20 protein-coding genes, 1 pseudogene and 1 riboswitch are annotated in these 25733 nt (G+C 73.0%); of the genes and pseudogenes, 9 read left to right on the top strand and 12 right to left on the bottom strand.

The features are described 5' to 3' along the window. Window positions 1-2: 2 nt before the first annotated feature. Window positions 3-1226, bottom strand: a complete 1224-nt coding sequence (locus IPT68_RS11135) for a prenyltransferase/squalene oxidase repeat-containing protein (RefSeq protein ID WP_189696809.1) — start codon at window positions 1224-1226, stop codon at window positions 3-5. Window positions 1227-1348: 122 nt separating this feature from the next. Next, window positions 1349-1426: riboswitch (cobalamin riboswitch) on the bottom strand. Between the two features lie 224 nt (window positions 1427-1650). Here IPT68_RS11135 and IPT68_RS11130 point away from each other — a divergent pair. Further along, entirely contained in the window at window positions 1651-5025 is a 3375-nt protein-coding gene (locus IPT68_RS11130) for a pyruvate carboxylase (protein WP_189696810.1), read from the top strand. A 17-nt stretch (window positions 5026-5042) separates the two neighbouring features. On the opposite strand, the gene IPT68_RS11125 is transcribed toward IPT68_RS11130, so the two are convergent. Both IPT68_RS11125 and IPT68_RS11120 read right to left on the bottom strand, forming a co-directional pair. Next, a complete protein-coding gene (locus tag IPT68_RS11125) occupies window positions 5043-7796 on the bottom strand; it encodes a SpoIIE family protein phosphatase (protein ID WP_189696811.1) in 2754 nt (917 codons plus the stop codon). Between the two features lie 589 nt (window positions 7797-8385). Next, entirely contained in the window at window positions 8386-9030 is a 645-nt protein-coding gene (locus IPT68_RS11120) for a TetR family transcriptional regulator (RefSeq protein WP_189696812.1), read from the bottom strand. A gap of 231 nt (window positions 9031-9261) precedes the next feature. Here IPT68_RS11120 and IPT68_RS11115 point away from each other — a divergent pair, with 231 nt between their 5' ends. The 3 genes from IPT68_RS11115 to IPT68_RS11105 are packed head-to-tail and all read left to right on the top strand — an operon-like array spanning window position 9262 to window position 12619. Further along, entirely contained in the window at window positions 9262-10812 is a 1551-nt protein-coding gene (locus IPT68_RS11115) for a glycosyltransferase family 4 protein (protein WP_228040372.1), read from the top strand. Then, the gene (locus IPT68_RS11110) at window positions 10806-11552 is read left to right on the top strand and encodes a class I SAM-dependent methyltransferase (protein ID WP_189696813.1); all 747 of its coding nucleotides are present in this window, start codon (window positions 10806-10808) and stop codon (window positions 11550-11552) included. The genes IPT68_RS11115 and IPT68_RS11110 overlap by 7 nt, the downstream gene beginning before the upstream one ends. After that, window positions 11549-12619 carry a prenyltransferase/squalene oxidase repeat-containing protein gene (locus IPT68_RS11105; protein WP_189696814.1) on the top strand — a complete coding sequence of 357 codons (1071 nt, stop codon included), beginning with the start codon at window positions 11549-11551 and terminating at the stop codon, window positions 12617-12619. Before IPT68_RS11110 ends, IPT68_RS11105 begins: the two co-directional genes overlap by 4 nt. Window position 12620: 1 nt before the next feature. On the opposite strand, the gene IPT68_RS11100 is transcribed toward IPT68_RS11105, so the two are convergent. After that, window positions 12621-12917 (bottom strand): hypothetical protein, encoded by a 297-nt coding sequence (locus IPT68_RS11100; protein WP_189696815.1) that lies wholly within the window; start codon window positions 12915-12917, stop codon window positions 12621-12623. A gap of 618 nt (window positions 12918-13535) precedes the next feature. On the opposite strand from IPT68_RS11100, the gene IPT68_RS11095 reads away from it, so the two are divergent. Continuing rightward, on the top strand, window positions 13536-13682 hold the full coding sequence (locus tag IPT68_RS11095; RefSeq protein ID WP_189696816.1) for a hypothetical protein: 147 nt from the start codon (window positions 13536-13538) through the stop codon (window positions 13680-13682). 99 nt (window positions 13683-13781) lie between these two features. Here the strand turns inward: IPT68_RS11095 and IPT68_RS11090 are convergent, their stop codons facing one another. The 6 genes from IPT68_RS11090 to IPT68_RS11065 all read right to left on the bottom strand — a co-directional run bounded on the left by IPT68_RS11090 (window position 13782) and on the right by IPT68_RS11065 (window position 20282). Further along, entirely contained in the window at window positions 13782-14570 is a 789-nt protein-coding gene (locus IPT68_RS11090; RefSeq protein ID WP_189696817.1) for a DUF5336 domain-containing protein, read from the bottom strand. A gap of 158 nt (window positions 14571-14728) precedes the next feature. Then, window positions 14729-15685 (bottom strand): N-acetylmuramoyl-L-alanine amidase, encoded by a 957-nt coding sequence (locus tag IPT68_RS11085; protein WP_189696818.1) that lies wholly within the window; start codon window positions 15683-15685, stop codon window positions 14729-14731. A 67-nt stretch (window positions 15686-15752) separates the two neighbouring features. Beyond that, window positions 15753-16403, bottom strand: a complete 651-nt coding sequence (locus IPT68_RS11080) for a class I SAM-dependent methyltransferase (protein WP_189696819.1) — start codon at window positions 16401-16403, stop codon at window positions 15753-15755. 91 nt (window positions 16404-16494) lie between these two features. Continuing rightward, a complete protein-coding gene (locus IPT68_RS11075) occupies window positions 16495-18234 on the bottom strand; it encodes an MFS transporter (RefSeq protein WP_189696820.1) in 1740 nt (579 codons plus the stop codon). Between the two features lie 268 nt (window positions 18235-18502). After that, entirely contained in the window at window positions 18503-19678 is a 1176-nt protein-coding gene (locus IPT68_RS11070) for a GDSL-type esterase/lipase family protein (protein WP_189696821.1), read from the bottom strand. Between the two features lie 34 nt (window positions 19679-19712). Further along, a complete protein-coding gene (locus tag IPT68_RS11065) occupies window positions 19713-20282 on the bottom strand; it encodes a TetR/AcrR family transcriptional regulator (RefSeq protein ID WP_189696822.1) in 570 nt (189 codons plus the stop codon). 186 nt (window positions 20283-20468) lie between these two features. Here IPT68_RS11065 and IPT68_RS11060 point away from each other — a divergent pair, with 186 nt between their 5' ends. Next, window positions 20469-21908 (top strand): MFS transporter, encoded by a 1440-nt coding sequence (locus IPT68_RS11060; protein WP_228040370.1) that lies wholly within the window; start codon window positions 20469-20471, stop codon window positions 21906-21908. Window positions 21909-21911: 3 nt separating this feature from the next. After that, window positions 21912-22247 (top strand): annotated as a pseudogene (locus IPT68_RS11055) (MaoC/PaaZ C-terminal domain-containing protein); the annotation flags it as partial. A gap of 123 nt (window positions 22248-22370) precedes the next feature. On the opposite strand, the gene IPT68_RS11050 reads toward IPT68_RS11055, so the two are convergent. Further along, complete coding sequence (locus IPT68_RS11050) at window positions 22371-22526, bottom strand: hypothetical protein (RefSeq protein ID WP_194074075.1); 156 nt, start codon at window positions 22524-22526, stop codon at window positions 22371-22373. Window positions 22527-22633: 107 nt separating this feature from the next. Continuing rightward, window positions 22634-23863 (bottom strand): hypothetical protein, encoded by a 1230-nt coding sequence (locus tag IPT68_RS11045; protein ID WP_189696824.1) that lies wholly within the window; start codon window positions 23861-23863, stop codon window positions 22634-22636. Window positions 23864-24131: 268 nt separating this feature from the next. Here IPT68_RS11045 and IPT68_RS11040 point away from each other — a divergent pair, with 268 nt between their 5' ends. Further along, complete coding sequence (locus tag IPT68_RS11040; RefSeq protein WP_189696825.1) at window positions 24132-24986, top strand: Nif3-like dinuclear metal center hexameric protein; 855 nt, start codon at window positions 24132-24134, stop codon at window positions 24984-24986. Continuing rightward, window positions 24983-25726, top strand: coding sequence for a zinc ribbon domain-containing protein (locus IPT68_RS11035; protein WP_189697067.1), 744 nt, complete (start codon window positions 24983-24985; stop codon window positions 25724-25726). The genes IPT68_RS11040 and IPT68_RS11035 overlap by 4 nt, the downstream gene beginning before the upstream one ends. The last annotated feature ends 7 nt before the right edge of the window (window positions 25727-25733 follow it).

Below are 25733 nucleotides of genomic sequence, written 5' to 3'. Positions count from 1 at the left end.
GGCTACTGCCTCTTGTTGCGGTTGCTGAGCAGGAAGCCGATGCCGATGCCGACGACGAGGAAGACACCGACGTACCACCACACGCCGAAGACGGAGCCCTCGTCCTCGTCGTCCTTCTCCTCGGCCTTCGCCACGGCCCGGTCCTCGACCTGGAGCTGCGGGGTCGGGCCGGTCGCGTTGAGCTGGGCCACCAGGTCGGTGCCGGCGAAGTCCTTCGGGTCGGCGCCGGCCGCGTGGGCGGCGAGGATCAGCTGGGCGTAGGCGGCGGGGCCGTTCTGCCCGGCCCACTCGGCAGCGTTCCGCTCCAGCCAGGTCAGCGGCTTGGCTGCCCGAGCGGCGCCGCCCTGCGCGGCCAGCGCGACCACGGCGTCGGCGGTGTTGCCGTAGTCGGGCTGGTCCTCGGCGCCGGGGAGCGCGGAGGTGAGGTGGCCGTCCTTGGCGAGAGTCCTGGTGAGGTAGGCGGCGCCGTTGGCGGCGGCCTGCTCGGGGGTCTTGGCGTCGGCGCAGGCGGGCTCCGCCTTCCCGCCCGCCTCGGCCGCGAGGCCCTTGCCCAGCGCGCCCAGGACGGCCGCCGCGGTCGCGTCCGCGTTGGCCGCCGGCGTGCCCTTCTTGTCGGGCTGGTAGGCGAAGGCGCCGCCGTCCTTCGCGTCGCAGGGTATGGCCAGCTTCAGCAGGGCGTCGTAAGGGGACTCGCCGTCCTTGACGACGGCGTCCGGCTTCTCCCCAGCCGCCGCGAGGGCGCCGATGACGACCGCGGTGGAGTTGGCGTCGCTGGGACCGCCGGGGCTGTAGCCCCAGCCGCCGTCCTTGTTCTGCACGGACTTCAGCCAGTCGACCGCCTTGCCGGTGGCGGCTTCGTAGTCGCCGAGCGCGGCGAGGGCCTGGACGGCGGCGGCCGTGCTGTTGGTGTCGACGATCGTCTTGGCGTCGCAGTCCTTGGCGGGCTCGGCCCGGAAGGCGGCGAAGCCGCCGTTGTCGCACTGCTGCCGGGCCAGCCAGTCCGTGGCCTTCCAGGCGGGCTCGACGCCCACGGTGTGCTGGGCGAGCAGGGCGAGCGACTGCCGCCATACGCCGTCGTAGGTCGGGTCGGACGTGCCGTACAGGCCGGAGGGCAGAGCCACCGACGGCGACGGGGACGGACCGGCGGCCTGCGCGACCGGGGTCGCGGCGGCGCCGATCACGGCGGTGACGGCCAGGGCCGCGGCGCTTCGGCGGACGACGTTCATGATCGGCGGGTGCCTCTCCCTGCGGGGAGCCGGGCAGCACGGGGCACCCCCGGGCGGCTCGGCTCCGTATGCCTCGACGGTGCCGCGTACCGGCCGGTTGCCGGTGCGCATGAGCCGGTCACGCTTCCGTGCGGGGCAGTCCGGCTCACAGCCTCGGCTGCTCACGGTTGCGGGTCAGCGCCGGATTTGCACCGGCTTCCCCCCGTACGGGTGTGATGACGACCCGGCCACTCTACCCGGCCGTAGCGCAACGCCCGAGGGGCGGTCGGTCCACGTGTTCGAGCGCGGCATCGGCCGGCCCCCGGGTTGCGGATCGAGCGGCCGGGAGGGGCCCACCACCGCGAGTGGCCCGGTTCACATGGCGTGACGGGTCCGCCCTCGACACCATGGTGCTCACTGCCGGCGGGCTGAAGGGGGCAAAGGGATGTTCCGCAAGGTGCTGGTCGCCAATCGCGGTGAGATCGCGATTCGCGCGTTCCGCGCAGGTTATGAACTGGGCGCGCGCACGGTCGCCGTCTTCCCCCACGAGGACCGCAACTCGCTGCACCGCCTGAAGGCGGACGAGGCCTACGAGATCGGTGAGCCGGGGCATCCGGTGCGGGCCTATCTCTCGGTGGAGGAGATCATCCGTGCGGCGCGCCGCGCCGGGGCGGACGCCGTCTACCCGGGTTACGGGTTCCTGTCGGAGAACCCGGATCTGGCCCGGGCGTGCGAGGAGGCGGGCATCACGTTCGTCGGACCGGGCGCGGACATCCTCGAGCTGACCGGCAACAAGGCGCGCGCCGTGGCCGCCGCCCGCGAGGCCGGCGTCCCGGTCCTCGGCTCCTCGGCGCCCTCCACCGACGTGGAGGAACTGGTCCGGTCCGCCGACGACATCGGCTTCCCCGTGTTCGTCAAGGCCGTCGCGGGCGGCGGCGGACGCGGTATGCGCCGTGTCGAGGCTCCGGCCCAGCTGCGGGAGGCCATCGAGGCCGCGTCCCGGGAGGCGGCGTCCGCGTTCGGCGACCCCACGGTCTTCCTGGAGAAGGCCGTGGTCGAACCCCGCCACATCGAGGTGCAGATCCTCGCCGACGGGCACGGCGACGTCATCCACCTGTTCGAGCGCGACTGCTCGGTGCAGCGCCGCCACCAGAAGGTGATCGAACTCGCGCCCGCGCCGAACCTCGACCCGGCGCTGCGCGAGCGGATCTGCGCCGACGCCGTGCGGTTCGCCCGGCGGATCGGCTACCGCAACGCCGGCACCGTGGAGTTCCTCCTCGACCGCGCCGGGAACCACGTCTTCATCGAGATGAACCCGCGCATCCAGGTCGAGCACACGGTCACCGAGGAGGTGACCGACGTCGACCTCGTGCAGGCTCAGCTGCGCATCGCCGCCGGCGAGACGCTCGCCGACCTGAGACTGTCCCAGGAGACCGTCACGTTGCGGGGCGCGGCCCTGCAGTGCCGCATCACCACGGAGGACCCGGCCAACGGCTTCCGCCCGGACACCGGCAGGATCAGCGCCTACCGCTCGCCCGGTGGCTCGGGCATCCGGCTCGACGGCGGAACCACCCACGCCGGTACGGAGATCAGCGCTCACTTCGACTCCATGCTGGTCAAGCTCACCTGCCGCGGCCGGGACTTCACCACCGCCGTGGGCCGCGCGCGGCGTGCCGTGGCCGAGTTCCGCATCCGCGGTGTCGCCACGAACATCCCGTTCCTGCAAGCGGTGCTGGACGACCCGGACTTCCAGGCCGGCCGGGTCACCACGTCGTTCATCGAGCAGCGCCCGCACCTGCTCACCGCACGTCACTCCGCCGACCGCGGCACCAAGCTGCTGACCTACCTCGCCGACGTCACCGTGAACAGGCCGCACGGCGAGCGGCCCGACCTGATCGACCCGCTGACCAAGCTGCCGTCGCTGCCGGACGGTGAGCCACCGGCCGGCTCCCGGCAGTGGCTCGCCGAACTCGGCCCGGAGGGCTTCGCGCGCCGACTGCGCGCGTCACCGACCGTCGGCGTCACCGACACGACCTTCCGGGACGCCCACCAGTCGCTGCTCGCCACCCGGGTCCGCACCAAGGACATGCTCGCCGTCGCTCCGGTGGTGGCGCGTACCCTGCCCGGACTGCTGTCGCTGGAGTGCTGGGGCGGTGCCACCTACGACGTCGCCCTGCGCTTCCTCGCGGAGGACCCCTGGGAGCGCCTGGCCGCCCTGCGGGAAGCCGTGCCGAACATCTGCCTGCAGATGCTGCTGCGCGGGCGCAACACCGTCGGCTACACGCCGTACCCGACCGAGGTGACCGATGCCTTCGTCCAGGAGGCGGCAGCCACCGGCGTCGACATCTTCCGCATCTTCGACGCCCTGAACGACGTCGGGCAGATGCGGCCCGCCATCGACGCCGTACGACAGACCGGAACGGCTGTGGCGGAGGTGGCGCTGTGCTACACCTCCGACCTGTCCGATCCGTCCGAACGGCTGTACACCCTGGACTACTACCTGCGCCTGGCCGAACGGATCGTGGCCGCGGGCGCCCACGTCCTGGCCGTCAAGGACATGGCGGGTCTGCTGCGGGCACCGGCCGCGGCGAGGCTCGTCTCGGCCCTGCGCCGGGAGTTCGACCTGCCGGTCCACGTCCACACGCATGACACGGCCGGCGGTCAGCTCGCCACCTACCTGGCCGCGATCCAGGCGGGCGCGGACGCGGTGGACGGAGCGGTGGCGTCCATGGCGGGCACCACCTCGCAGCCGTCCCTGTCGGCGATCGTGGCCGCGACCGACCACTCCGACCGGCCCACCGGCCTCGACCTGAAGGCCGTCGGCGAGCTGGAGCCGTACTGGGAGAGCGTCCGCAAGGTCTACGCACCCTTCGAGGCAGGTCTGGCCTCGCCGACCGGCCGCGTCTACCACCACGAGATCCCCGGCGGGCAGCTGTCCAACCTGCGCACCCAGGCGATCGCGCTGGGCCTCGGCGACCGCTTCGAGGAGATCGAGGCGATGTACGCCGCGGCGGACCGGATGCTGGGTCGCCTGGTGAAGGTGACCCCCTCGTCGAAGGTGGTCGGCGACCTGGCGCTGCACCTGGTGGGCGCCGGCGTGTCCCCGGGCGACTTCGAGGCGGCGCCGGACCGGTACGACATCCCCGACTCCGTCATCGGCTTCCTGCGTGGCGAGCTGGGCACCCCGCCCGGCGGCTGGCCCGAGCCGTTCCGCAGCAAGGCGCTTCAGGGCCGCGCGGAGCCCAAGCCCCTGCAGGAGCTGACCGCCGACGACCGTGCGGGGCTCGCGAAGGACCGACGGGCGACGCTCAACCGGCTGCTGTTCCCCGGGCCGACCCGCGAGTTCGAGACGTACCGTCAGACGTTCGGCGACACGAGCGTGCTGGACAGCAAGGCCTTCTTCTACGGCCTGCGCCCGGGCAAGGAGTACGGCGTCGACCTGGAACCCGGAGTGCGCCTGCTCATCGAGCTGCAGGCCGTCGGCGAGGCGGACGAACGCGGCATGCGGACGGTGATGTCGTCCCTGAACGGTCAGCTGCGGCCGATCCAGATCCGCGACAGGGCGGCGGCCTCCGACGTCCCGGTCACCGAGAAGGCGGACCGGGCCAACCCGGGCCACGTCGCGGCGCCCTTCGGCGGCGTGGTGACGCTCGCGGTCTCGGAGGGCGACGAGGTGGCGGCCGGTGCCACGGTGGCCACCATCGAGGCGATGAAGATGGAAGCCGCGATCACCGCTGCGAAGTCCGGCACGGTGGCCCGGGTGGCCATCAACCGCATCCAGCAGGTGGAGGGCGGCGACCTCCTCGTGGAACTCGCCTGAGACGCCGCGGCCGCCGCTCACCCGGCGGTGTGCGCGTTCGCCTCGTGCACGCTGCGCTCCGGTCGCCGCTGCCCGGGCGGCCCGGCCCGGTGCGCCGGTGGCACGTCCCGCGTCGGCAGGGCCTGCTCGGCCCAGATGACCTTGCCCTGCGGGGTGTACCGCGTACCCCAGTGGTCCGCCACCTGGGAGACCAGGAACAGACCACGGCCGCCCTCCTCCGTCGTGGCGGCGTAGCGCAGGTGCGGCGAGGTGCTGGTGCCGTCGGACACCTCGCAGATCAAAGTACGGTCACGCAGGAGCCGTACGTGGATCGGGGGCGAGCCGTGGCGGATGGCGTTGGTGATCAGCTCGCTGAGCACGAGTTCCGTTCCGTAGGAGAGCTCGGACAGGTCCCACTCGTCCAGCTTCCGCGTCACGGCGGCGCGCATTCCCGCGACAGCGGCGGGGTCCGAGGGCACGTCCCAGTCGGCGACCCGGTCGTCCGGCGTGGCCAGGGTGCGGGCGACGAGCACGGCGACGTCGTCCTTGGGGCGCCCGTGCAGCAGTCCCTCCACCACCGCCCGGCAGTGCTCGTCGGGCGAGCGGTCGCGGTGCCCGGCGAGGGTCTCGCGCAGCATGTCCATCCCGACACCCAGATCCCACGCACGGTCCTCGATCAGGCCGTCCGTGTAGAGGACCAGCTGGGTGCCTTCCGCCAGCTCCAGCTCGGCGGCCTGGTACGGCATGCCGCCGAGGCCCAGCGGCAGACCCGCCGGCACGTCGGCGAACGTGACGTCGCCGTCAGGGCCCACCACGGCGGGGGCCAGGTGCCCGGCCCGTGCCATCGCGCAGCGGCGCTCGACCGGGTCGTAGACGGCGTAGAGACAGGTGGCGCCGACGACCCCGGAGTCGCGGTCCGTGTCCGACTCGTCCTGGTCGATGCGGCCGACCAGGTCGTCGAGACGGCTGAGCAGTTCGTCGGGCGGCAGATCGAGGGTGGAGAAGTTGTGCACGGCGGTGCGCAGTCGGCCCATGGTGGCCGCGGCGTGCAGGCCGTGGCCGACGACGTCGCCGACCACCAGCGCCACCCGGCCGCCGGGCAGGGGGATGACGTCGAACCAGTCGCCACTCACCCCCGACTGTGCGGGCAGGTACCGGAAGGCGACCTCGAGCGCGCTCTGCTCGGGCAGCGCGCGCGGCAGCAGACTGCGCTGGAGGGCGACGGCGAGGGTGTGCTCGCGGGTGTAGCGGCGGGCGTTGTCGATGCTGAGCGCGGCGCGGGCGACCAGTTCCTCCGCCAGGGAGAGCTCCTCTTCGTCGAAGGGCTCCGGCCTGCGGGAGCGCCAGAAGACGGCCACGCCGAGCGTGATGCCGCGCGCCTGGATCGGCACGGAGATCATGGAGTGGATGCCGCACGCCTCGATCCTCCCCACCCGCTCGGCGTCCTGCAGACGGAGCCCCGTCGCGGTGGCCAGGTCGGGCACCAGCTCCGAACGGCCCGTGCCCAGGCCGCGGGCGTGCGGCGTCGAGGGGACGAAGCTGATCAGGGAGCCGACCTCGTTGAAGGGGTGGTCCTCCCGGACGCCCTTGACGGCGGTACGGCGCATGCCCGTCCCGGTGCCGGTCGGTTCCTCTCCCTGCAGCACCGCGTCGACCAGGTCCACGGTGACGAAGTCGGCGAACCGGGGAACGGCGATCTGGGCCAGCTCCTCGGCCGTACGCGTCACATCGAGGCTGTCGCCGATGCCCAGACCTGCGTCGTAGAGGAGTTTCAGGCGCTGGCGGGCCATCTCTGCCCGGCCGGAGAGTGCCCGCAACTCGGTGGAGTCGCGCAGGGCGACCACCGTGCCGCCGCCGCGTCCCGCGGGTCGCTGGCTGACCGCGAGCAGGCGCTCCCCGGCGAGGTGCACCTCCTCGGTGGCCTGCCGCCCGGAGGTCAGCAGTTCGCGGATGCCCCGGGGGAGGCCGGGCAGCTCCGTCACCAGCCTGCCCTCGGCGTCCGGGGGCAGGTCGAGCAGCAGTGCGGCCTCGTCGTTCATCAGGAGCAGCCGGCCGTCCGCGCCCACGATGAGCACGCCCTCGCGCACGGAGTGCAGGACCGTGTCGTGATGCTCGTACATCCGCGTCATCTCGCTGGGGCGCAGATTGTGGGTCTGCCGCCGCAGTCGCCTGCCGACCAGCGCCGTACCCGCCGTGGCCAGCGCCAGGCCGGCCGCTCCGGCGCCCAGGATGAGCGGCAGCTGTCGTGCCACGCCGCTGGTGACCGTCGTCACCTTCAGACCGGCGGAGACCAGCGCCACCACCGTGCCTTCGCCACTCCTGACCGGGACGGTGGCCTGGACCTCGTGGCCGAGCGGCCCGTGCACGCTCTCCGTGTGGACCCGGCCGGTCAGCGACGGCTCGATCCGTCCCACGAAGCGCTCACCGATCCGGTCCGGTTGGGGATGCGTGTACCGGATGCCCCGGGTGTCCATGACGACGATGAAGTCGACGCCGGCCGACCGCCGGCCCTGCTCGGTGAGCGGCTGCAGCACCTTCGACGGCTCGGGGGCCCGCAGCGCGGACAGGATGCCGGGGGAGTGGGCGAAGGTCTGGGCAACGGCGATGGACCGGCGCTTGGCCTCCTCGCCGCCGGCGCGCTGCGACTGCAGAACCAGCGCCGCCACGGCGCACGCCACGAGCAGCACCACCAGCGCCACCTGCAGGAGGAACACCTGACCAGCGACGCTTCGCGGGCTTCGCCTGCGCAGAAGCCGGGAGCGTATGTCTGCACATCGACCGAACGAGTCCATTTGGCGCATATTCCTACATTAAGAATGTCTCCTTGGCTAGCACCTCCCTTGCGCCGGAGGCGGACACGGGGACGACGGGACATCGGACAGAAGAAAGCAGGTGTCACGCCGGGACGGCAGGCCGCAGCGGGTCACCGAGGGCGTCGAGTCGCCACGTGGCCCACCGGATCGCTCACCGCCCCCGCCTCCGTGCGCCCGGCCCCACCAGGCGGTGCGGACGGGCTTCCGCCTCCGCGCCGAGCGGGTCGAGGACCTCCCTCCAGTCGCCTCAATCTGGAGATTCCGGTAAAAAGTTCGCGCTCAGGTCTTTTCTTCTCGCGGGAACGTTCTAGTCTGATAACAGGCCTACGAGGCGAGTGAGGGAGTTCGACCGGAGTAGCCGACTCTGGCGAGAGGCTTCGGCTTCCGCTGGTGCCGACGTCGACGGTCGGGCTGAGAGGCCGGAAGGTCATGTGACCGAGAGGTCGTATGACTGGAAGGCGACCCCCAGCCACCTGATCCGGGCAATACCGGCGAAGGGAACCCGTCTCGTAGGTCGCTTTCGTGTGCCCTTCCGTGTCCTTGCCGGCCGTGTGCGTCCGCGCCGGCCCTATGCGTCCGCGGACGTCGGCGGCAGGTCGATCAGGCGGCAGGCCGTCTCGATGTCGATCTTGACCTGGGCGATGGAGGCGCGGCCCGAGAGCCAGGTGATGAGGGCCGAGTGCCAAGTGTGCTCGATGACGCGGACGGCGGACAGCTGGGCGGGCGTGGGGTCGTCGTCCAGGCCCATGGCGTCCAGGATGATCGCCGTCGTCTGGCGGGAGACCTGGTCCACCTCGGGGCTCACGCTGCGGTCCGCGAAGGTGAGGGCGCGGACCATCGCGTCGGCCAGGTGGGGCTCGCGCTGCAGGGCGCGAAAGGCGCGCATCAGGGTCTCCGCCACCCGCTCCGCCGCCGTCTCGCCCGTCGGTGGCTTCTTGCGCAGCGTGCCGTGCAGGTGCTCCAACTGGTCCTGCATCGTGGCGACCAGCAGATGGATCTTGGACGGGAAGTAGCGGTAGAGGGTGCCGAGGGCGACCTGCGACAACTCCGCGACCTCGCGCATCTGCACCGCGTCGAAACCGCCCCGGCCGGCCAACTGCGCGCACGCCCGCAGGATGCGGCGCCGGCGCGCCTCCTGCCGCTCGGTGAGGGGCGGCGCGGCGGGGGCGGCGGGCCGCGCGCTACTGGCTTCCGCCTTGGCTTGCGCTGGCATGAGGTCTCGTTCCGTGACAGTCCGTGAGGGCGTGCGATCAGACAGCATGGCAGGCGCGGACCGCCGCCGCGTGCCTCGGCGTGCCGTGGCGTGAATCACCTGATCCACTGCTCCCAGCGGCGCTACCTGCCGGTAGATTCAGAGCCTCTTGAACGATCAAGTCTGTAACTTGTTCTAGATTAGCGTCCCGGCGTAATCTCGCGGGACAGTGCAGGGAGAAGGGGGCCCAGGGTGACCGCTGAGGCCAGTCAGGCGGGCTCCCCGGCGGGACCCGCGGCAGACGGCTTGCGACCGCTCCGTATCGCGCTCCTCACGTACAAGGGAAACCCGTTCTGCGGCGGCCAGGGCGTCTACGTCCGGCACCTCTCCCGCGAACTGGCCCGCCTCGGCCACCATGTCGAGGTCATCGGCGCCCAGCCCTATCCCGTCCTCGACGAGGGCTACGACGGCCTCCGCCTGACGGAGTTGCCCAGCCTCGACCTCTACCGCCAGCCCGACCCCTTCCGCACGCCGAAGCGCGGCGAGTACCGGGACTGGATCGACGCCCTGGAAGTCGCCACCATGTGGACCGGCGGCTTCCCCGAGCCGCTCACCTTCTCCCTGCGGGCGCGCCGTCATCTGCGGTCCCGGCGCGGGGACTTCGACGTCGTGCACGACAACCAGACGCTCGGGTACGGGCTGTTGGGCGACGTCGGCGCTCCCCTGGTGACCACCATCCACCACCCCATCACCGTGGACCGGCAGTTGGAGCTGGACGCCGCCGAGGGTCGGCAGCGACGCTTCTCCGTGAAGCGGTGGTACGCCTTCACACGCATGCAGAAGCGGGTGGCCCGGCGCCTGCCGTCCGTCCTCACCGTCTCCGGCACCTCGCGCCAGGAGATCGTCGACCACCTCGGCGTCCGCCCCGACCGCATCCACGTCGTGCACATCGGCGCCGACACCGACCTGTTCTCGCCCGACGCGTCGGTGCCGCAGGTGCCGGGGAGAATCGTTACGACGTCCAGTGCGGACGTGCCGCTGAAGGGGCTGGTCTTCCTCGTCGAGGCCCTGGCGAAGGCGCGCACCGAGCACCCCGAGGCCCACCTCGTCGTCGTCGGCAAGCGCCCCACGGAAGGGCCGGTGGCGCAGGCCGTGCGGCGGTACGGGCTCGAAGGCGCCGTCGAGTTCGTCAAGGGCATCTCCGACGCCGAGCTCGTCGACCTGGTGCGGTCGGCCCAGGTGGCGTGCGTGCCGTCGCTGTACGAGGGCTTCTCGCTGCCGGCCGCGGAGGCCATGGCCACGGGCACACCGCTGGTCGCCACGACCGGCGGGGCGATCCCCGAGGTGGCCGGGCGCGACGGTGAGACGTGCCTCGCGGTACCGCCGGGCGACGCGGGCGCGCTCGCCGGCGCCCTGAGCAGGCTCCTCGGCGATTCCGAGCTGCGCGCGCGGCTCGGCGCGGCCGGGCGCGAGCGGGTCCTGCGGAACTTCACCTGGGCGCGCGCCGCGGAGGGCACGGCCGCCCGCTACCGGGAGGCCATCGCCCGGAGCGCCGGGCCGGGACGCCACGGCGCGACGGTCGGCCCCGACCGCGCCGCCGCCTCGCGCCCGGGCCGTTCCACCGTGCAGGACGAGCCGGCGCGCGACGTCGCCCCGGCGGGCGCGGCGGGCGGCCCTTCCGGCGCCCTGCCGGCAGGACCGGCACCCGGCGGCGCGGCGACGAGCCCCACCCTCGCGCCGCCTCCCGAAGCCACCCCCATCCGTACCACCGGCGTCTACCGCGAAAGCAGGAGCACGTGCTGACCGTCGACTTCTCCCGGTTCCCGCTCGCCCCGGGCGACCGGGTCCTGGACCTCGGCTGCGGCGCCGGCCGGCACGCGTTCGAGTGCTACCGGCGTGGAGCGCGGGTCGTGGCGCTGGACCGGAACGGCGAGGAGATCCGCGAGGTCGCCCAGTGGTTCGCGGCGATGAAGGAGGCGGGGGAGGCACCCGAGGGCGCCACGGCGACCGCCATGGAGGGCGACGCCCTCGCCCTGCCCTTCCCCGACGAGTCCTTCGACGTCGTCATCATCTCCGAGGTGATGGAGCACATCCCGGACGACAAGGGCGTCCTCGCCGAGATGGTCCGGGTGCTCAAGCCGGGCGGCCGGATCGCCGTCACCGTCCCCCGGTACGGCCCCGAGAAGGTCTGCTGGGCCCTGTCCGACGCCTACCACGAGGTCGAGGGCGGCCACATCCGCATCTACAAGGCGGACGAACTCCTCGCGAAGATGCGCGAGGCCGGCCTCAAGCCGTACGGCACGCACCACGCCCACGCGCTGCACTCCCCGTACTGGTGGCTGAAGTGCGCGTTCGGCGTCGACAACGACCGGGCGCTGCCGGTGCGGGCGTACCACAAGCTGCTGGTCTGGGACATCATGAAGAAGCCGCTGGCGACCCGCGTCGCCGAGCAGGCGCTGAACCCGCTGATCGGCAAGAGCTTCGTGGCGTACGCGACCAAGCCGCACCTCCCGCGCGTCGCCGAGGAGGCGGCCGCCCAGTGACCACTCCCCGGACAGAACACCTCGTCCTGCCCGGGGTCCTCACCGCCGAGCAGGCCGCCGCGACCGTCCGCGGCGTCCTCGCCGTGCAGCGGGAGGACGGGGCGATCCCCTGGTTCCGCGGACACCACCTGGACCCCTGGGACCACGTCGAGGCCGCGATGGCGCTGGACGCGGCGGGCGAGCACGAGGCCGCCGAGCGGGCGTACCTGTGGCTGGCGACCCATCAGAACCAGGACGGCTCCTGGTACGCCGCGTACGCCGACGGCGCGCACGACGACGTCACCGACCCGGGGCGCGAGACCAACTTCGTCGCCTACGTCGCGGTGGGCGTCTGGCACCACTACCTCTCCACCGGCGACGACACCTTCCTCGACCGCATGTGGCCGGTCGTGTACGCGGCGATCGAGTGCGTGTTGCGGCTCCAGCAGCCCGGCGGGCAGATCGGCTGGAAGCAGGAGGACGACGGCACGCCCGTCACGGACGCGCTGCTCACCGGCTGCTCGTCCGTGCACCACGCGCTGCGCTGCGCGCTCGCCATCGCCGAGCAGCGCGAGGAGCCCCAGCCCGACTGGGAGCTGGCGGTGGGCATGCTGCGGCACGCGATACGCCGGCACCCGGAGCGGTTCCTGGACAAGGACCGCTACTCGATGGACTGGTACTACCCGGTGCTGGGCGGCGCGCTCACGGGCGCCGAGGCCAAGTCCCGTGTGGAGGACGGCTGGGACCGTTTCGTCGTCCCCGGCCTCGGGGTGCGCTGCGTGGTCCCCAACCCCTGGGTGACCGGAGGCGAGTCGGCCGAACTCGCCCTGGCGCTGTGGGCGATGGGCGAGTCCGACCGCGCGCTGGACATCCTCCAGTCGATCCAGCACCTGCGCGATCCGGAGACCGGCCTGTACTGGACGGGTTACGTCTTCGAGGACGACGCGATCTGGCCACGTGAGCTGACCACCTGGACGGCCGGCTCGCTGCTGCTCGCCGTCGCCGCCCTGGGCGGCCACGAGGCGACCTGCGCGGTGTTCGGCGGTGAACTGCTGCCGCGCGGGCTCGACCCGGACTGCTGTACGTGAGTCAGTGCTGGCGGTGCATGCGGCCCGCGATCGCGTGGCCGACGAACAAGTACACGACCGCCGCCAGCCCGTAGCCCGCGACGACGCGCGCCCATGCCGCGTCGAAGGTGAACAGGTCGTGGGACCAGCCGGCCAGCCAGCGCGCGGCGTCGTGCACGAACTGCACGAGGGCGTTGCCCGGGTTGGCGTCCAGCAGGTACATCAGGATCCACAGGCCCAGGATGAAGGCCATGATGTCGGCGACGATCGCTATGACCGTGCCGGCCTGGTTGGCACCGTTGCGATATCTGGGGGACATGCCCTACGGGTTGCCGCTCACGCATGGCTGAAACCCGAAAGCATCGCGCTCATGACGGACGGTCATCCCCGTGGTGTCCGGGTGGAGTTGAGCGCTCCGCGGGATGATGTTCCACGGGGTCACTGATGATCCTGCCCCCTTGAGCGGCAGGGGGGCCGTTGTCCGACGACAGAGCAGCGACGCGCGACGACAGAACGACCCGCGCCGGCATGTCCGCGACCGCGGAACCCGGACTCACCACCCGCAGAACGACACACCGCGGCGTCCCGCGCCTCGTCCTCGTCGCGCTGCCGCTCGCCCTCGCCGGTCTGCTGTCCCTGTTGATCTCCGGCAACGCGCTCCGGCCGTTCGAACGCATCACGGTCATCGAGTCACGGATGACGTCCACGTCGGACTGCTTCCGGGACCCCGAAATAAAGCGGCTGCTGATCGAGCACGGCATCCGCGTGGACATCCGCCGCCTCGGCTCCCGGAGCATCGCCACCCGCTCCCTGAAGGGGCTCGACGTCGTCTTCCCCTCCGGCCGGCCCGCGGCGAAGCTCATCCTGGACCGGCCGGACCGGCCGGACCGGCGTACGGCTCAGTGCCCCGTACGGCGACGACGCGCACGTGGAGGTCATGTGCCTCACGGCCGAGGTCCGTGGCGACTTCCACGAGGAGCACTACTACACGGGCAGGTTCACCGCCCGCTGCCTGTGCAAGGTCCTGGTCTGGGACGAGGGCCGGCGGAAACTGACCCTCGATCCGGTCGCCATCTTCCGCTGACCCGACCGGAGTTCGGCTCGACCGGCGCCCGCCGAGGGAGACCACGGCAACGGCCCCCCGCCCGGAAGGGCGAGGGGCCGTACGGTCGCGGGCGCGGCGTCAGCCGCGCTGGATGCCGCTGGTGTCCTGCAGGACGCCCCGGCGGCCGTCCTGCGTCTGCGCGACCAGCGCCTGGCCGCGCTGCTCGACGGCCAGGTACCACGTGCCGGGCGCGAGTTCGGCGATCGGGGTCGGCGAGCCGTCCTCCGCGAACAGCGGGCGCGGCACCGGCACCGCGAACCAGAACGGGGAGAAGTCACCGGCGTGCGGCTGCGGCTGGGGCTGCTGCGGCTGGCCGTAGGGCTGACCGGGCTGCCCCGGCTGCGGCTGACCGTACCCGGCGGGCTGCTGGGCGCCGGGGTAGCCGTAACCGCCCTGCGGCTGACCGCCGTAGGGCTGGGGGGCGGCGGGGCGGGGGGCCGGCAGGAGCGCGGCGTTCAGCGCCGGCACCAGGGGCGCGGCGACCGCGCCGGCGGCGAGCAGCAGGGCGGCGATGAGACCCAGGATGAGGCCCGCCCCGCGGCTCTCGGCGTCGATCGTCCACCACAGCAGCGCCCACGCGGACGCGACGGCCAGGCCGATGCCGAGCGGGCCGAGGTCGAGACCGGCGACCTTGCGCGGCTGCGGCAGCAGGCGGGCCGCCACGACGAGCGCGCCACCGATCACACCGAGCATGTAGGTACCGAGGCCGAGACCGAGGCTGAGACCCCAGGCGCTGGGGATGTCGGCCGCCTCGCACAGTTCTTCCGGGCCGTCGCAGCCGGCGACGTCGAGGAACGACGCGATGAACAGCAACACCGCTGCTCCGATCACCACGCCGTCGCCTCGAGTGAGGGAGCGGATATTCACTTCAGGTCCTTCGTAGGTCGTCTCGTCGTCGGTAGAGGCGTCGCTGTCACCATGTCGCCGTAAGGCCCCGGTGTGAAGCGCGGGGGTGACCCCTCATCGTGGGGACGACACTATCGTCCGTACGAACGACCTGTCCGCCGGGATGATCGCGCCGGTCACTACCCGCGCAGGAAACTCACGATTCCCTCAGAGATCCCCTGCGCCGCCTTCTGCCGCCAGGCTCCGCCGGTCAGCAGTGCCGCGTCCTTGCTATCGCGCATGTTGCCGCACTCGATGAACACCTTGGGAACCGTTGACAGATTGAGACCGCCCAGGTCCTGACGCGTGACGAGACCGGTGCCGCCCCCGACGTAGTTGGAGGGCGCGCTGCCGGTGACGCGGACGAGGCTGCCCGCGATGCGCTCGCCGAGTTCGCGCGACGGCGCGACGATCGGCCGGGTGTCGGCGGCGCCCGCGTGCACGGACGCCGGGAGGATGACGTGGAAGCCGCGGTTGCCCGCCCCGGAGCCGTCCGCGTGCAGGGAGACGACGGCGTCGGCCCCGGCCTCGTTGCCGATCCGCGCCCGTTCGTCGATGCACGGGCCGTAGGCCCGCTCGCCGTTGTGAGTCAACTTCACCGTGGCGCCCTGCTGTTGCAGGACCGTGCGCAGCCGGCGCGCGACGTCCAGGGTGAACTCGGCCTCCGTGTAGCCCGCGTTGGTCGCCGTGCCGGTGGTGTCGCACTCCTTCCAGGCCGTACCGATGTCCACCTTGCGGTTGATCTCGGCCGTGTGCTGGAAGTTGCGCGGGTTGTGGCCGGGGTCGATGACGACGACCTTGCCCCTGAGGGCGTCCGGCGCGGAGGCGTCCGGCGCGGGCCGGCCACCGGTGGACGAAGGGCTCGCGCTCGACGGGGAGGCGGGGGAGGGGGACGCGGGCGACGGGGCGGGCCGGGTCGTCGAGGGCGCCTTGGCCTCCGTACGTCCCTGTCCCGGGCCGCCGGTGTCACCCACCGCCTCGTACACCAGCCAGCCGAGCAGTGCGCCGGGCACCAGGGCCGCGACGGCGACGGTCATCGCCCCGCGGCGGGAGCGGCGGGGCGCGGGCGAATCGAACTCCGGTCCTGTGTACGACACGTTTGCCACCCTAGCGGCCGGGGTCGCGCCACCCGGTCCTGTGTACGTCCCAATGGGTGGCGCCGGGTCAGATGCCGGCCCCCGTGCGGCGCAGCACGCGCAGCGAGTCGGTCGCCGAGACCTCGGTGAAGGCGCCGGAGGCGAGGGCGCGCAGGTAGACGCGGTACGGGGCCTGGCCGGTGAACTCGTCGGCGGGGTCGGGGAAGACGTCGTGGATGACCAGCAGGCCGCCGTCCGCGACGTGGGGCGCCCAGCCCTCGTAGTCGGCGGTGGCGTGTTCGTCGGTGTGGCCGCCGTCCACGAAGACCAGGCCCAGGGGGGTCCGCCAGATGTCCGCCACCTGGGGCGAGCGGCCGACCAGCGCCACCACGTGCTCCTCCAGACCGGCCCGGTGCAGGGTGCGGCGGAAGGTGGGCAGGGTGTCCATCAGGCCGATGTCGGGGTCGACCGTCTGCGGGTCGTGGTAGTCCCAGCCCGGCTGCTGCTCCTCGCTGCCCCGGTGGTGGTCGACGGTGAGCGCGGTGACGCCGGCCGCGCGGGCCGCGTCGGCGAGCAGGATCGTGGAGCGCCCGCAGTAGGAGCCGACCTCCAGCAGCGGCAGCCCGAGCCGCCCGGCCTCGACGGCCGCGGCGTACAGGGCGAGGCCCTCCCCGGTGGGCATGAAGCCCTTCGCCGCCTCGAACGCGGCCAGGATCTCGGGCTCGGGTGCCGCCGTCATCGCAGGGGCCTTCCGGTCGTACGGGTGTCTGGGCGCCCCATGCTGCCGCACCCCCGGTCGTCGCGGTGACCGGGGGTACGGGGAGGACGGCTCAGGCCGTGACCGTCTCGCCGGGCAGGGAGAGGTCCAGGTCGACCGGGTGGGCCTCGCCGGAGTGGGTCGCGGTGGCGGCGGTCGGGCCGTGGCCGGCGGCCTGGGCGGCGAGGACGTACGAACCCCCGGCCGGGACGGCGAGGGCGTAGCGGCCGTCCTCGGCGGTGAGCGTCGCGCCCGCGTGGCGTCCCCGGCGGTCGGTCAGCGTGACCTTGGCGCGGGCGACGGGTGTCCCGTCGGCGGCCAGCACTCGGCCGCGGAAGCCGGCGAGTGCCGCGATCGCCCGCTCCAGGCCGGCGTCCTCCTCGCTGCTCGCCCGCGGCTGCGGCTTGTCCGCGGGGCGGCGGCGCGGCAGGCACAGGGCGAGGACCAGGCCGACGGCCACGGCGGCGGTCGCGATCAGGAAGGAGACGCGGAAGCCGTGCATGGTGGGGATCTCGACGCCCCCGACGGTGTCCGCGGTGTCGGCCAGCACCATGCCGATGACGGCGCTGGAGACGGACGTGCCGATGGACCGCATCAGCGTGTTGAGGCCGTTCGCCGCGCCCGTCTCGGAGGCCGGGACCGCGCCGACGATCAGTGCGGGGAGGGAGGAGTAGGCGAGGCCGATGCCCGCGCCGAGCACCACCGAGGTGACGACCGTCTGCCAGGCGGCGCTCATCAGGCCGAGGCCGCCGGCGTAGCCGAGGGCGATGACGAGCAGGCCGATGATCAGCGTGGTGCGCGGGCCGTAGCGGGCGGAGAGCCGGGCGTAGACCGGCGCGGTGAACATCATCGTCAGGCCCAGCGGGGCGACGCACAGACCGGCGACGACCATCGACTGGCCGAGGCCGTGGCCGGTGGCGGCGGGGAGCTGGAGGAGCTGGGGCAGGACGAGGGAGACGACGTAGAAGGAGACACCGACCATGATCGACGCGAGGTTGGTGAGCAGTACCTCGCGGCGGGCGGTGGTGCGCAGATCGACGAGGGGCGCCGACAGGCGCAGCTCCAGCAGGCCCCACAGCAGGAGCACGACGACGGCGGCGGCGAACAGGCCGAGCGTGGTGGCCGAGGACCAGCCCCAGTCGCTGCCCTTGGTGATCGGCAGCAGGAGCAGGACCAGCCCTGCGGACAGACCCAGCGCGCCCAGCACGTCGAAGCCGCCCCGCGCGCGGACCGGGGACTCCGGTACGACGAGGAAGGTGAGGGCGATGGCGACGACGCCGAGGCCGGCCGCACCCTGGAAGAGGACGTGCCAGTCGGCGTTCTGGGCCACCAGGGCCGCGGCGGGCAGCGCGAGGCCGCCGCCGACGCCGATCGAGGAGCTCATCAGCGCCATCGCCGAGCCGAGACGTTCTTGCGGCAGCATGTCGCGCATCAGACCGATGCCGAGCGGGATCGCGCCCATCGAGAAGCCCTGGAGCGTACGGCCGACGATCATCGGCAGCAGGGCGCTGGTGAACGCGCTGATCAGGGCGCCGACCACCATCACCGTGAGGCTCGCGACCAGCATGCGCCGCTTGCCGTACAGGTCGCCGAGCCGGCCCATGATCGGGGTGGCCACGGCGCCGGAGAGAAGGGTGGAGGTCAGGACCCAGGTGGCGTCGCTGGGCGAGGTGTCCAGCAGCTGCGGCAGGTCCTTGATGACCGGGACGAGCAGGGTCTGCATCACCGCGACGGTGATGCCCGTGAAGGCGAGCACCGGGACGACGGCTCCGCTCGCTCTTCCGGTGGGCCGGCCGGTCGTCGTGGGCGTCATGGGGGTGGGGCCTCCAGGCCGGGGGTGATCGTCTCTACGGCACGGTGAACCCGTGCGCTGGGGCAACTATTCCGGTGGTTCGAGTCGCTGACGAGTCCTTGACCGTCCCATGGGGATCTGATCCGCCGTCAGTCCGGTGGGAGCGTCCGCCGCATCCGGCCCGCCCGGCGCGTTGACGCGGTCACAACATGCTCCTACGGTTCCCGCACCAGTGGGAGATCGTGAGGCTCCGGCGGCGCTCCCGGACGCTCCGGGAGCGCCGCCGGTGTCAGGTGCGCCGGTGCGCGAAGGGCCCGTCGGCGGTGAAGGCGAGCCCGGCGAAGCGCTCGCCGATCCGGCGGTGGGTGGCGGCGTCGGGGTGGAGGTCGTCGGGGAGTGGCAGCTCGGCGTGGTCGGCCTCGCCGTAGAGCTCGCGGCCGTCGAGGTGGTGGAGGCGGGGGTCGTCGGCCGCCCGTTGCGCAACGATGCGGGACAACTCCGCGCGGATGACGTTCAGGGTGAGCTTCCCGGCGGCCGTCTCCGCCGGGTCGCCCGCCGCCCGGAACCGCAGCCGGCCGGCGCCGAGGGCGGCGAAGTCGAAGGCGCAGGGGCCCGGGGTGTCCTCGTGCATGGGGCACAGGAGGGGGGAGACGACCAGCAGCGGTGTGCTGGGGTGGCCCTCGCGGATGGTGTCGAGGAAACCGTGGACCGCGGGCGTGAAGGCGCGCAGCCGCATCAGGTCGGTGTTGACCAGATTGATCCCGATCTTGACGCTGATCAGGTCGGCGGGGGCGTCCCGGATGGCGCGCGCGGTGAACGGGTCGAGCAGCGCACTGCCGCTCAGGCCCAGGTTGATCAGCTCCACGCCGCCGAGGGCGGCGGCCAGCGCGGGCCAGGTGGTGGTGGGGCTCGCGGCGTCGGAGCCGTGGCTGATCGAGCTGCCGTGGTGCAGCCAGACCGGGCGGCCGGGGTCCGGGGCGGGTTCGACCGGGGCGTCGGTGCGCAGGGCGACCAGTTCGGTGATCTCGTTGTGCGGCAGCCAGATCTCCACGGTCTTGGCGCGGTCGGGCAGGCCGGCGAAGCGGACGGTGCCCGGCGGGCCGGAGTGCAGTTCGGTGGCGCCGGTGCTCAGGTCGACGGTGACGGTGTTGCCGCCGGGCGCGGTGGCCTGCCTGGTCAGGCGGCCGTCGACGAGCAGGTCGTACACGCCGTCCGGGCGTGGTGGAGCGCCGGTGTAGGCCCGCTTGGTGGGGAGCGTGTCGAGTTCGACGGCGGTGGCGCGGGTGCGGAAGACCAGGCGGACGCCGGACGGCTGGGCCTCGGCCATGGCGAGCTGTTCGTCGCTGTTCTGGGCGCGCGCGACGGCGGGCAGCCGGTGCGGCAGCAGGCCGCGCGCGGTGCGCTCGACGTCCAGGGCGCCGCGCAGGAGGGCGGGGGTGAGCGGGGTGGTGATCCAGGAGTGCATGGCCTCTGCCTGTGGTCGGGGGTCGTGTGCGGGGTCAGGCCGTGGGCCAGTCGCGCAGGAGGGTGTCGAGGGCGTCGAGGATGCGTGACCAGGACTCCTCCGAGTCGGGGGCGCTGTGGCTGAAGCCGCCCGCCAGCTCCAGGCCGACGTACCCGTGGAAGACGCTGCCCAGCATGCGGACCGCGTGCGTCTGGTCGGGTTCCGCGAGGTCGTAGCCGCGCAGAATGGCCCGGGTCATGGCGGCGTGCCGGATGCCGGCGCTCGCGGCGGCCGTCTCGGGGTCGAGTCTCAGCTGCGCGGCGGCGTAGCGGCCGGGGTGTTCGCGGGCGTAGTCGCGATAGGCGCCGGCGAAGGCGGTCAGGGCGTCCTTGCCGGCCCGCCCGGCCAGGGCGTCGGCGGCTCGGTCGGCCATTTCCTCCAGGGCGAGCAGGGCGATCCTCGTCCTGAGGTCCTGGGAGTTGCGCACGTGCGAGTAGAGGCTCGCGACCTTGACGTCGAAGCGGCGGGCCAGCGCGGAGACGGTGACCTGGTCGAAGCCGACCTCGTCGGCCAGTTCGGCGCCGGCCCGGGTGAGCAGTTCGGTCGTCAGTCCTGCGCGTGCCATGAGCTTCCTTCCGTTTGCCGTAATCGATTGTGCATGTCCCTAAAGCTTTTAGGCAAATGGCAAAGGGCGCGGACCAGTCCTGGATCCCGGGGACCAGCGGCCCTGACACCCGCGGAGGAGCGCTCGGCGGGTTGTAGGGCGAAAGCCCGATGCGGCGGCCGGGGGACGGTTGAGAGCATGGCTCGCATGCTCCGAGCCGCAGCCGACCCCCGCATATCCGGTCGTACCGGTGCCCCGACCTGGCTGGTCGTGGCGCTCGCCTGTTCCGGACAGTTCCTCGTCGTCCTCGACGTGTCCGTCGTGAACGTGGCGCTGCCGTCGATGCGGGCCGATCTGGGGCTGAGCGGCCCCGGTCTGCAGTGGGTGGTGAACGCGTACGCGATCGCCTTCGCCGGGTTCATGCTGCTCGGTGGGCGGGCCGGTGATCTGTACGGCCGCAAGCGGATGTTCCTGGTGGGGCTCGCGCTGTTCACGCTGGCCTCGCTGGGCGGTGGGCTGGCCCGGGAGGGGTGGGAGCTGCTGGCCGCGCGGGCGGTGCAGGGACTGGGCGCGGCGGTGCTGGCGCCCTCCACGCTGACGATCCTCACGGCAGCGGTGCGGGAGGGGGCGGCGCGGGCGCGGGCGATCGCGACGTGGACGGCGGTCGGCGCGGGCGGCGGAGCGGCGGGCGGGCTGGTCGGCGGGCTGCTGGTCGACGGGCTGTCGTGGCGGTGGGTACTGCTGATCAATGTGCCGGTCGGGGCGGTCGTCCTGCTCGGCGCGCTGCGGTGGCTGCCGGAGAGCCGGGCCGGGGACGGGCGGCGGCTCGACCTGCCGGGCGCGGTGCTGGTGACCGCGGGCCTCGGGGCGCTGGCGTACGGCATCTCGCTGACCGAGGCCGAGGGGTGGACGGCGTCGGTGACGCTCGTGCCGCTCGTCGCGGGGCTGCTGCTGATCGGGCTGTTCCTACTGGTCGAGGCGCGTACGGCGGCACCGCTGATGCCGCTCGGACTGCTGCGGCTGCGCCCGGTGGCGTCGGCGAACGTGGCGATGTTCCTCAGCGGCTCGGCGATGTTCTGCATGTGGTTCTTCATGACGCTGTACGCGCAGAACGTCCTCGGCTACACGCCGCTGGAGGCCGGACTCGCGCTGGTGCCCAGCTCGCTGGCCGTGGTGGCCGGCTCCAAGCTCGCGCCGCGGCTGATGCGTGCCGCGGGGGCGCGGAACGTGGCCGTGCTGGGGACCGCGGTGGCCGCGGCGGGCTTCGGATGGCAGTCCACCATCAGCGCCGAGGGGGACTATCTGACGGCGATCATGCTCCCGGGGATCATGATGATGCTGGGCGCCGGACTCGCGATGACGCCGCTCGCCGCGCTGGCCACGTCGGGCGCGGAGCCGGGGGAGGCGGGGTTGGTCTCCGGGCTGATCAACACCTCGCGGACGATGGGTGGCTCACTCGGGCTGGCGGTGATGTCGACCATCGCCGCGGCACGGACCGAGGCGAGCGCGACCCCGGGAACGGACGCCGGCGGACCCGCGGCGCTGGTGGAGGGCTACGCGCTGGCGTTCCGGGCGAGCGCGGGGGTGCTGGTGGTCGGGGCGGTGGTGATGGCGGTGTGGTTGCCGCGCAGGGTGCGGGTGCGGTGAGCCGTCCGTGAGGACCAGGCCCTGCTCCACCGCCTCTCCGGGGACTGCAACCCGCTGCACGCCGACCCCGAGTTCGCCGAGGTCGCCGGGTTCGAACGGCCCATCCTGCACGGGCTGTCCACCTACGGGATGACGCTGAAGGCGGTCGTGGACACGCTGCTCGGCGGGGACGTCACCCGGGTGCGCTCCTGCACCACGCGGTTCGTCGGCGTGGTGTACCCGGGTGAGACCCTGCGCATCCGCATGTGGCGGCAGGAGGCGGCCGTACGGGTCGCCGTGAGCGCGGTCGAACGGGACGAGGCGCCGGTCCTGGCCGACACCACCGCCCAGCACACCTGAGGGACCGGGGGAGACGTTCGCGGCGGTGGAGGTGCTGGGGCTGCGGCGTACGGAGGACCCGACGCAGAGGCCCCGTCCGCCGGTGGGCGGACGGGGCCTCGCACTCAGCCGACTGACGTTCGGTCAGGCCGCCGACTCGGTCTGCTGCCCCACCGGCTTGCGGTGCCGGCCCTGAGGGGCCGACTCGGTGTCCTGGTTCGAGACCGGACCCCGGTGCCGGCCGTGGCCGGCGGTGTCCTGGACCTCGGGCAGCGGCTGGGACGTGCTGGCGTCGTTCATCGGAAGAAATTCACCCCGTCAACATGATCTTTTGCTCACAGCCGGGCGAGTCTAACCAGGACACCTCGGGCCGAATCCAGGCGCCCACGCCAACCGGCACTACTTCGTTACCTACGTGCTGTACGACCGCCCAACGGCGCCTGCTGCAGCGGCACCGGGCGTGGTGCGGCAGGCTCCGGAGGACCCGGTTCCGACGACTCGACGGCTGCTGGAGCCGCCGAAGTCGCGCCGTCCGGAACCGGATCCCCCGGGCTCGTGTCCCCCGCGTCCCCCGCCTGCGTGCCGCCGGTGTCGGCGCGCGGCGCCTCCCGGGGCACCGCCCACTCCGCCACCCCGCACGGCATCCCGTCCGTGGCGTACGGCAGCCGCAGCACGCCGTCCCTCGTCCACAGCCCGGCACCCACCAACCACCCCTGCGGCGCCGGAAGGTGCCGCACCTGCCGCTCGGCCGGCCGCCACACGCCGACCCAGCTGCCGGCCGGGCCGTCGACGCGCAGCGCCACCCCGCAGCTCTCCGGGGTCAGCACCTGCCCCGGCTGGATCGCGAACGGCGTCACCGCGCAGTCCCCGCTCGTCCGCAGACAGTCCGGGAACCGCACCGGCAGCGTGCTGCCGAGCACCCCCCAGCCCAGCCGGCCGCCGTCGCCGGGGCAGGGGGCGTCGGAGCGGATGAGGAGCAGTCCGCTGTCGGGGTCGGCGAGCAGCAGCCGGTCGTCGCTGTCGGCGGCGATCTGCAGCAGCGGCGACACCTCGCCGCCGCGCCCGAGGTCCACCACGACCGTCTTGGTCCGGCCGCCGGACTCCCGGTCCAGGGCCAGCATCCGTCCCGTCCGGTCCAGCCACACGCCGCCCGAGCACGGTCCGGGGATCCGGGCGGTCTGCTCCGGCCCGAAGGCGCCGCCCGCGACCAGCCACACGGTGCTGACGTGCGGGCCCACGGCCAGGGCGTACGCCTTGTCGCCGCCAGGCGCCGGGGGCAGCAGCCGCAGCCGGGTGCCGGGGTCGGGGCACTCCACCGCGCCGAGCGGCAGTTCGCCGGTGCCCGGGCCGGTCGGGTAGAGCAGCGAGAAGGTGTGCCGGCCGGCCGCGAGGCGGCGGATGAGCACCCGGCCGTCGCCCATCGGCTGCACCTCGGTGCCGGGTTCCTCCGGCTGGTGGCCGGGCAGCGGCACGGCGTAGGGCTCGGGGCCGTCCAGCGTCCAGCGCTCCGGGAACCAGGAGTCGCCGCTGTGGGCGAGGCGTGCGCCGTACGCGCCGTCCACCGTGATCACACAGCCCGGCGGCGGGGAGGGCGCGTCCTCGTTCCCCGCCGCGGGCTCGACAACACACGCAGTCATCGTCCGATCACCTCCAGCGACGACGCTAGTTTTCGTACGCACACGCGGGGACCCGGCCGACGGCCGCTTCACACGGACGGGTGGTGGTCGGACGGTTCCTTGGAGGAAACGAGGGCCGGTGTGCTGGGCGTGGCGCCGGTCGACGGCTGTGATGCTCCCCTTCGAAGATCACCGCGACCGTCGAGCGGGAAAGCGCGGCGGCGGGCCGCCACGTCCGCGACAGCGGTTCCGGTTCAGGTGCGAAGAACAGCCAGGTAGCCTGTGTGCCGTGCCCCGTCTGTCTGAAGTCATCGCCGCGCTGGAGAACCTGTGGCCCGCCGAGCGGGCCGAGGCCTGGGACGCGGTCGGCACCGTCGTGGGCGACCCCGCCCAGGACGTCACCCGGGTGCTGTTCGCGGTCGACCCGGTGCAGGAGATCGTCGACGAGGCGGTGAAGCTCGGCGCCGACCTGCTGGTCACCCACCACCCGCTCTACCTGCGCGGTACCACGACGGTCGCGGCCACCCACTTCAAGGGCCGCGTCGTGCACACCCTGATCAAGAACGACGTCGCGCTGCACGTCGCCCACACCAACGCCGACACCGCCGACCCCGGAGTCAGCGACGCGCTGGCCGGAGCGCTCGACCTGCGGGTCGTACGGCCCCTGGTGCCGGACCCGGGCGACCCCGACGGGCGCCGCAGCCTCGGCCGGGTCTGCGAACTGGACCACCCGCTGACCGTCCGCGAGTTCGCCGCCCTCGCCGCGGAACGGCTGCCCGCCACCGCGCAGGGCATCCGCGTGGCCGGCGACCCCGAGGCCCCGGTCCGCACGGTCGCCGTGAGCGGAGGCTCCGGCGACAGCCTCTTCGACGCCGTACGCGCGGCCGGGGTCGACGCCTTCCTCACCGCGGACCTGCGCCACCACCCGGCGTCCGAGGCCCGCGCCCACAGCCCCCTCGCGCTGCTCGACGCGGCGCACTGGGCCACCGAGTGGCCCTGGTGCGAGCTGGCCGCCGCCCAGCTCGACGAGATCTCCGACCGCCACGGCTGGGACCTGCGCGTCCACGTCTCGAACACGGTCACCGACCCCTGGACCGCCCACGCGGCGTCCAACCCGACACGAACTCCTGGAGCCCCCAACTGAACGCCGCGCCCGCCGACCAGATCCGTCTCCTCGACGTCCAGGACCTCGACGTCCGCCTCCAGCAGCTCGCGCACCGGCGGAGGTCGCTGCCGGAGCACGCCGAGATCGAGTCGCTGTCCAAGGACCTCACGCAGCTGCGGGACCTGCTGGTGGCCGCGCAGACGGAGGAGAGCGACTGCGCCCGCGAGCAGACCAAGGCCGAGCAGGACGTCGACCAGGTGCGCCAGCGCGCCGTCCGCGACCAGCAGCGCCTCGACTCCGGCGCGGTGACTTCGCCGAAGGACCTGGAGAACCTCCAGCGGGAGATCGCCTCCCTCGCCAAGCGGCAGGGCGACCTGGAGGACGTCGTGCTTGAGGTCATGGAGCGCCGGGAGTCCGCGCAGGAGCGGGTCGCCGAGCTGACCGAGCGGGTCGGCTCCGTCGAGGCGAAGATCGACGACGCGACCGCGCGCCGGGACGCCGCGTTCGAGGAGATCGACGGTGAGACGGCGTCGGTGACGAAGGAGCGCGAGGTCGTCGCGGGCTCGGTGCCGGCGGACCTCCTCAAGCTCTACGACAAGCTGCGCGGGCAGCAGGGCGGCATCGGCGCGGCCAAGCTCTACCAGCGGACCTGCCAGGGCTGCCGCCAGGAGCTGGCCATCACCGAGCTGAACGAGATCCGGAAGGCGGCGCCCGACACGGTGGTGCGGTGCGAGAACTGCCGCCGCATCCTGGTGCGTACGTCCGAGTCGGGCCTGTAGGGGCCGT

This window comes from Streptomyces chromofuscus (assembly GCF_015160875.1).
In the GTDB taxonomy this organism is placed as follows: Bacteria; Actinomycetota; Actinomycetes; order Streptomycetales; family Streptomycetaceae; genus Streptomyces; species Streptomyces chromofuscus.
The sequence above is the reverse complement of the archived record's forward strand: the minus strand, read 5'-3'. Positions and strand labels throughout refer to the sequence as shown.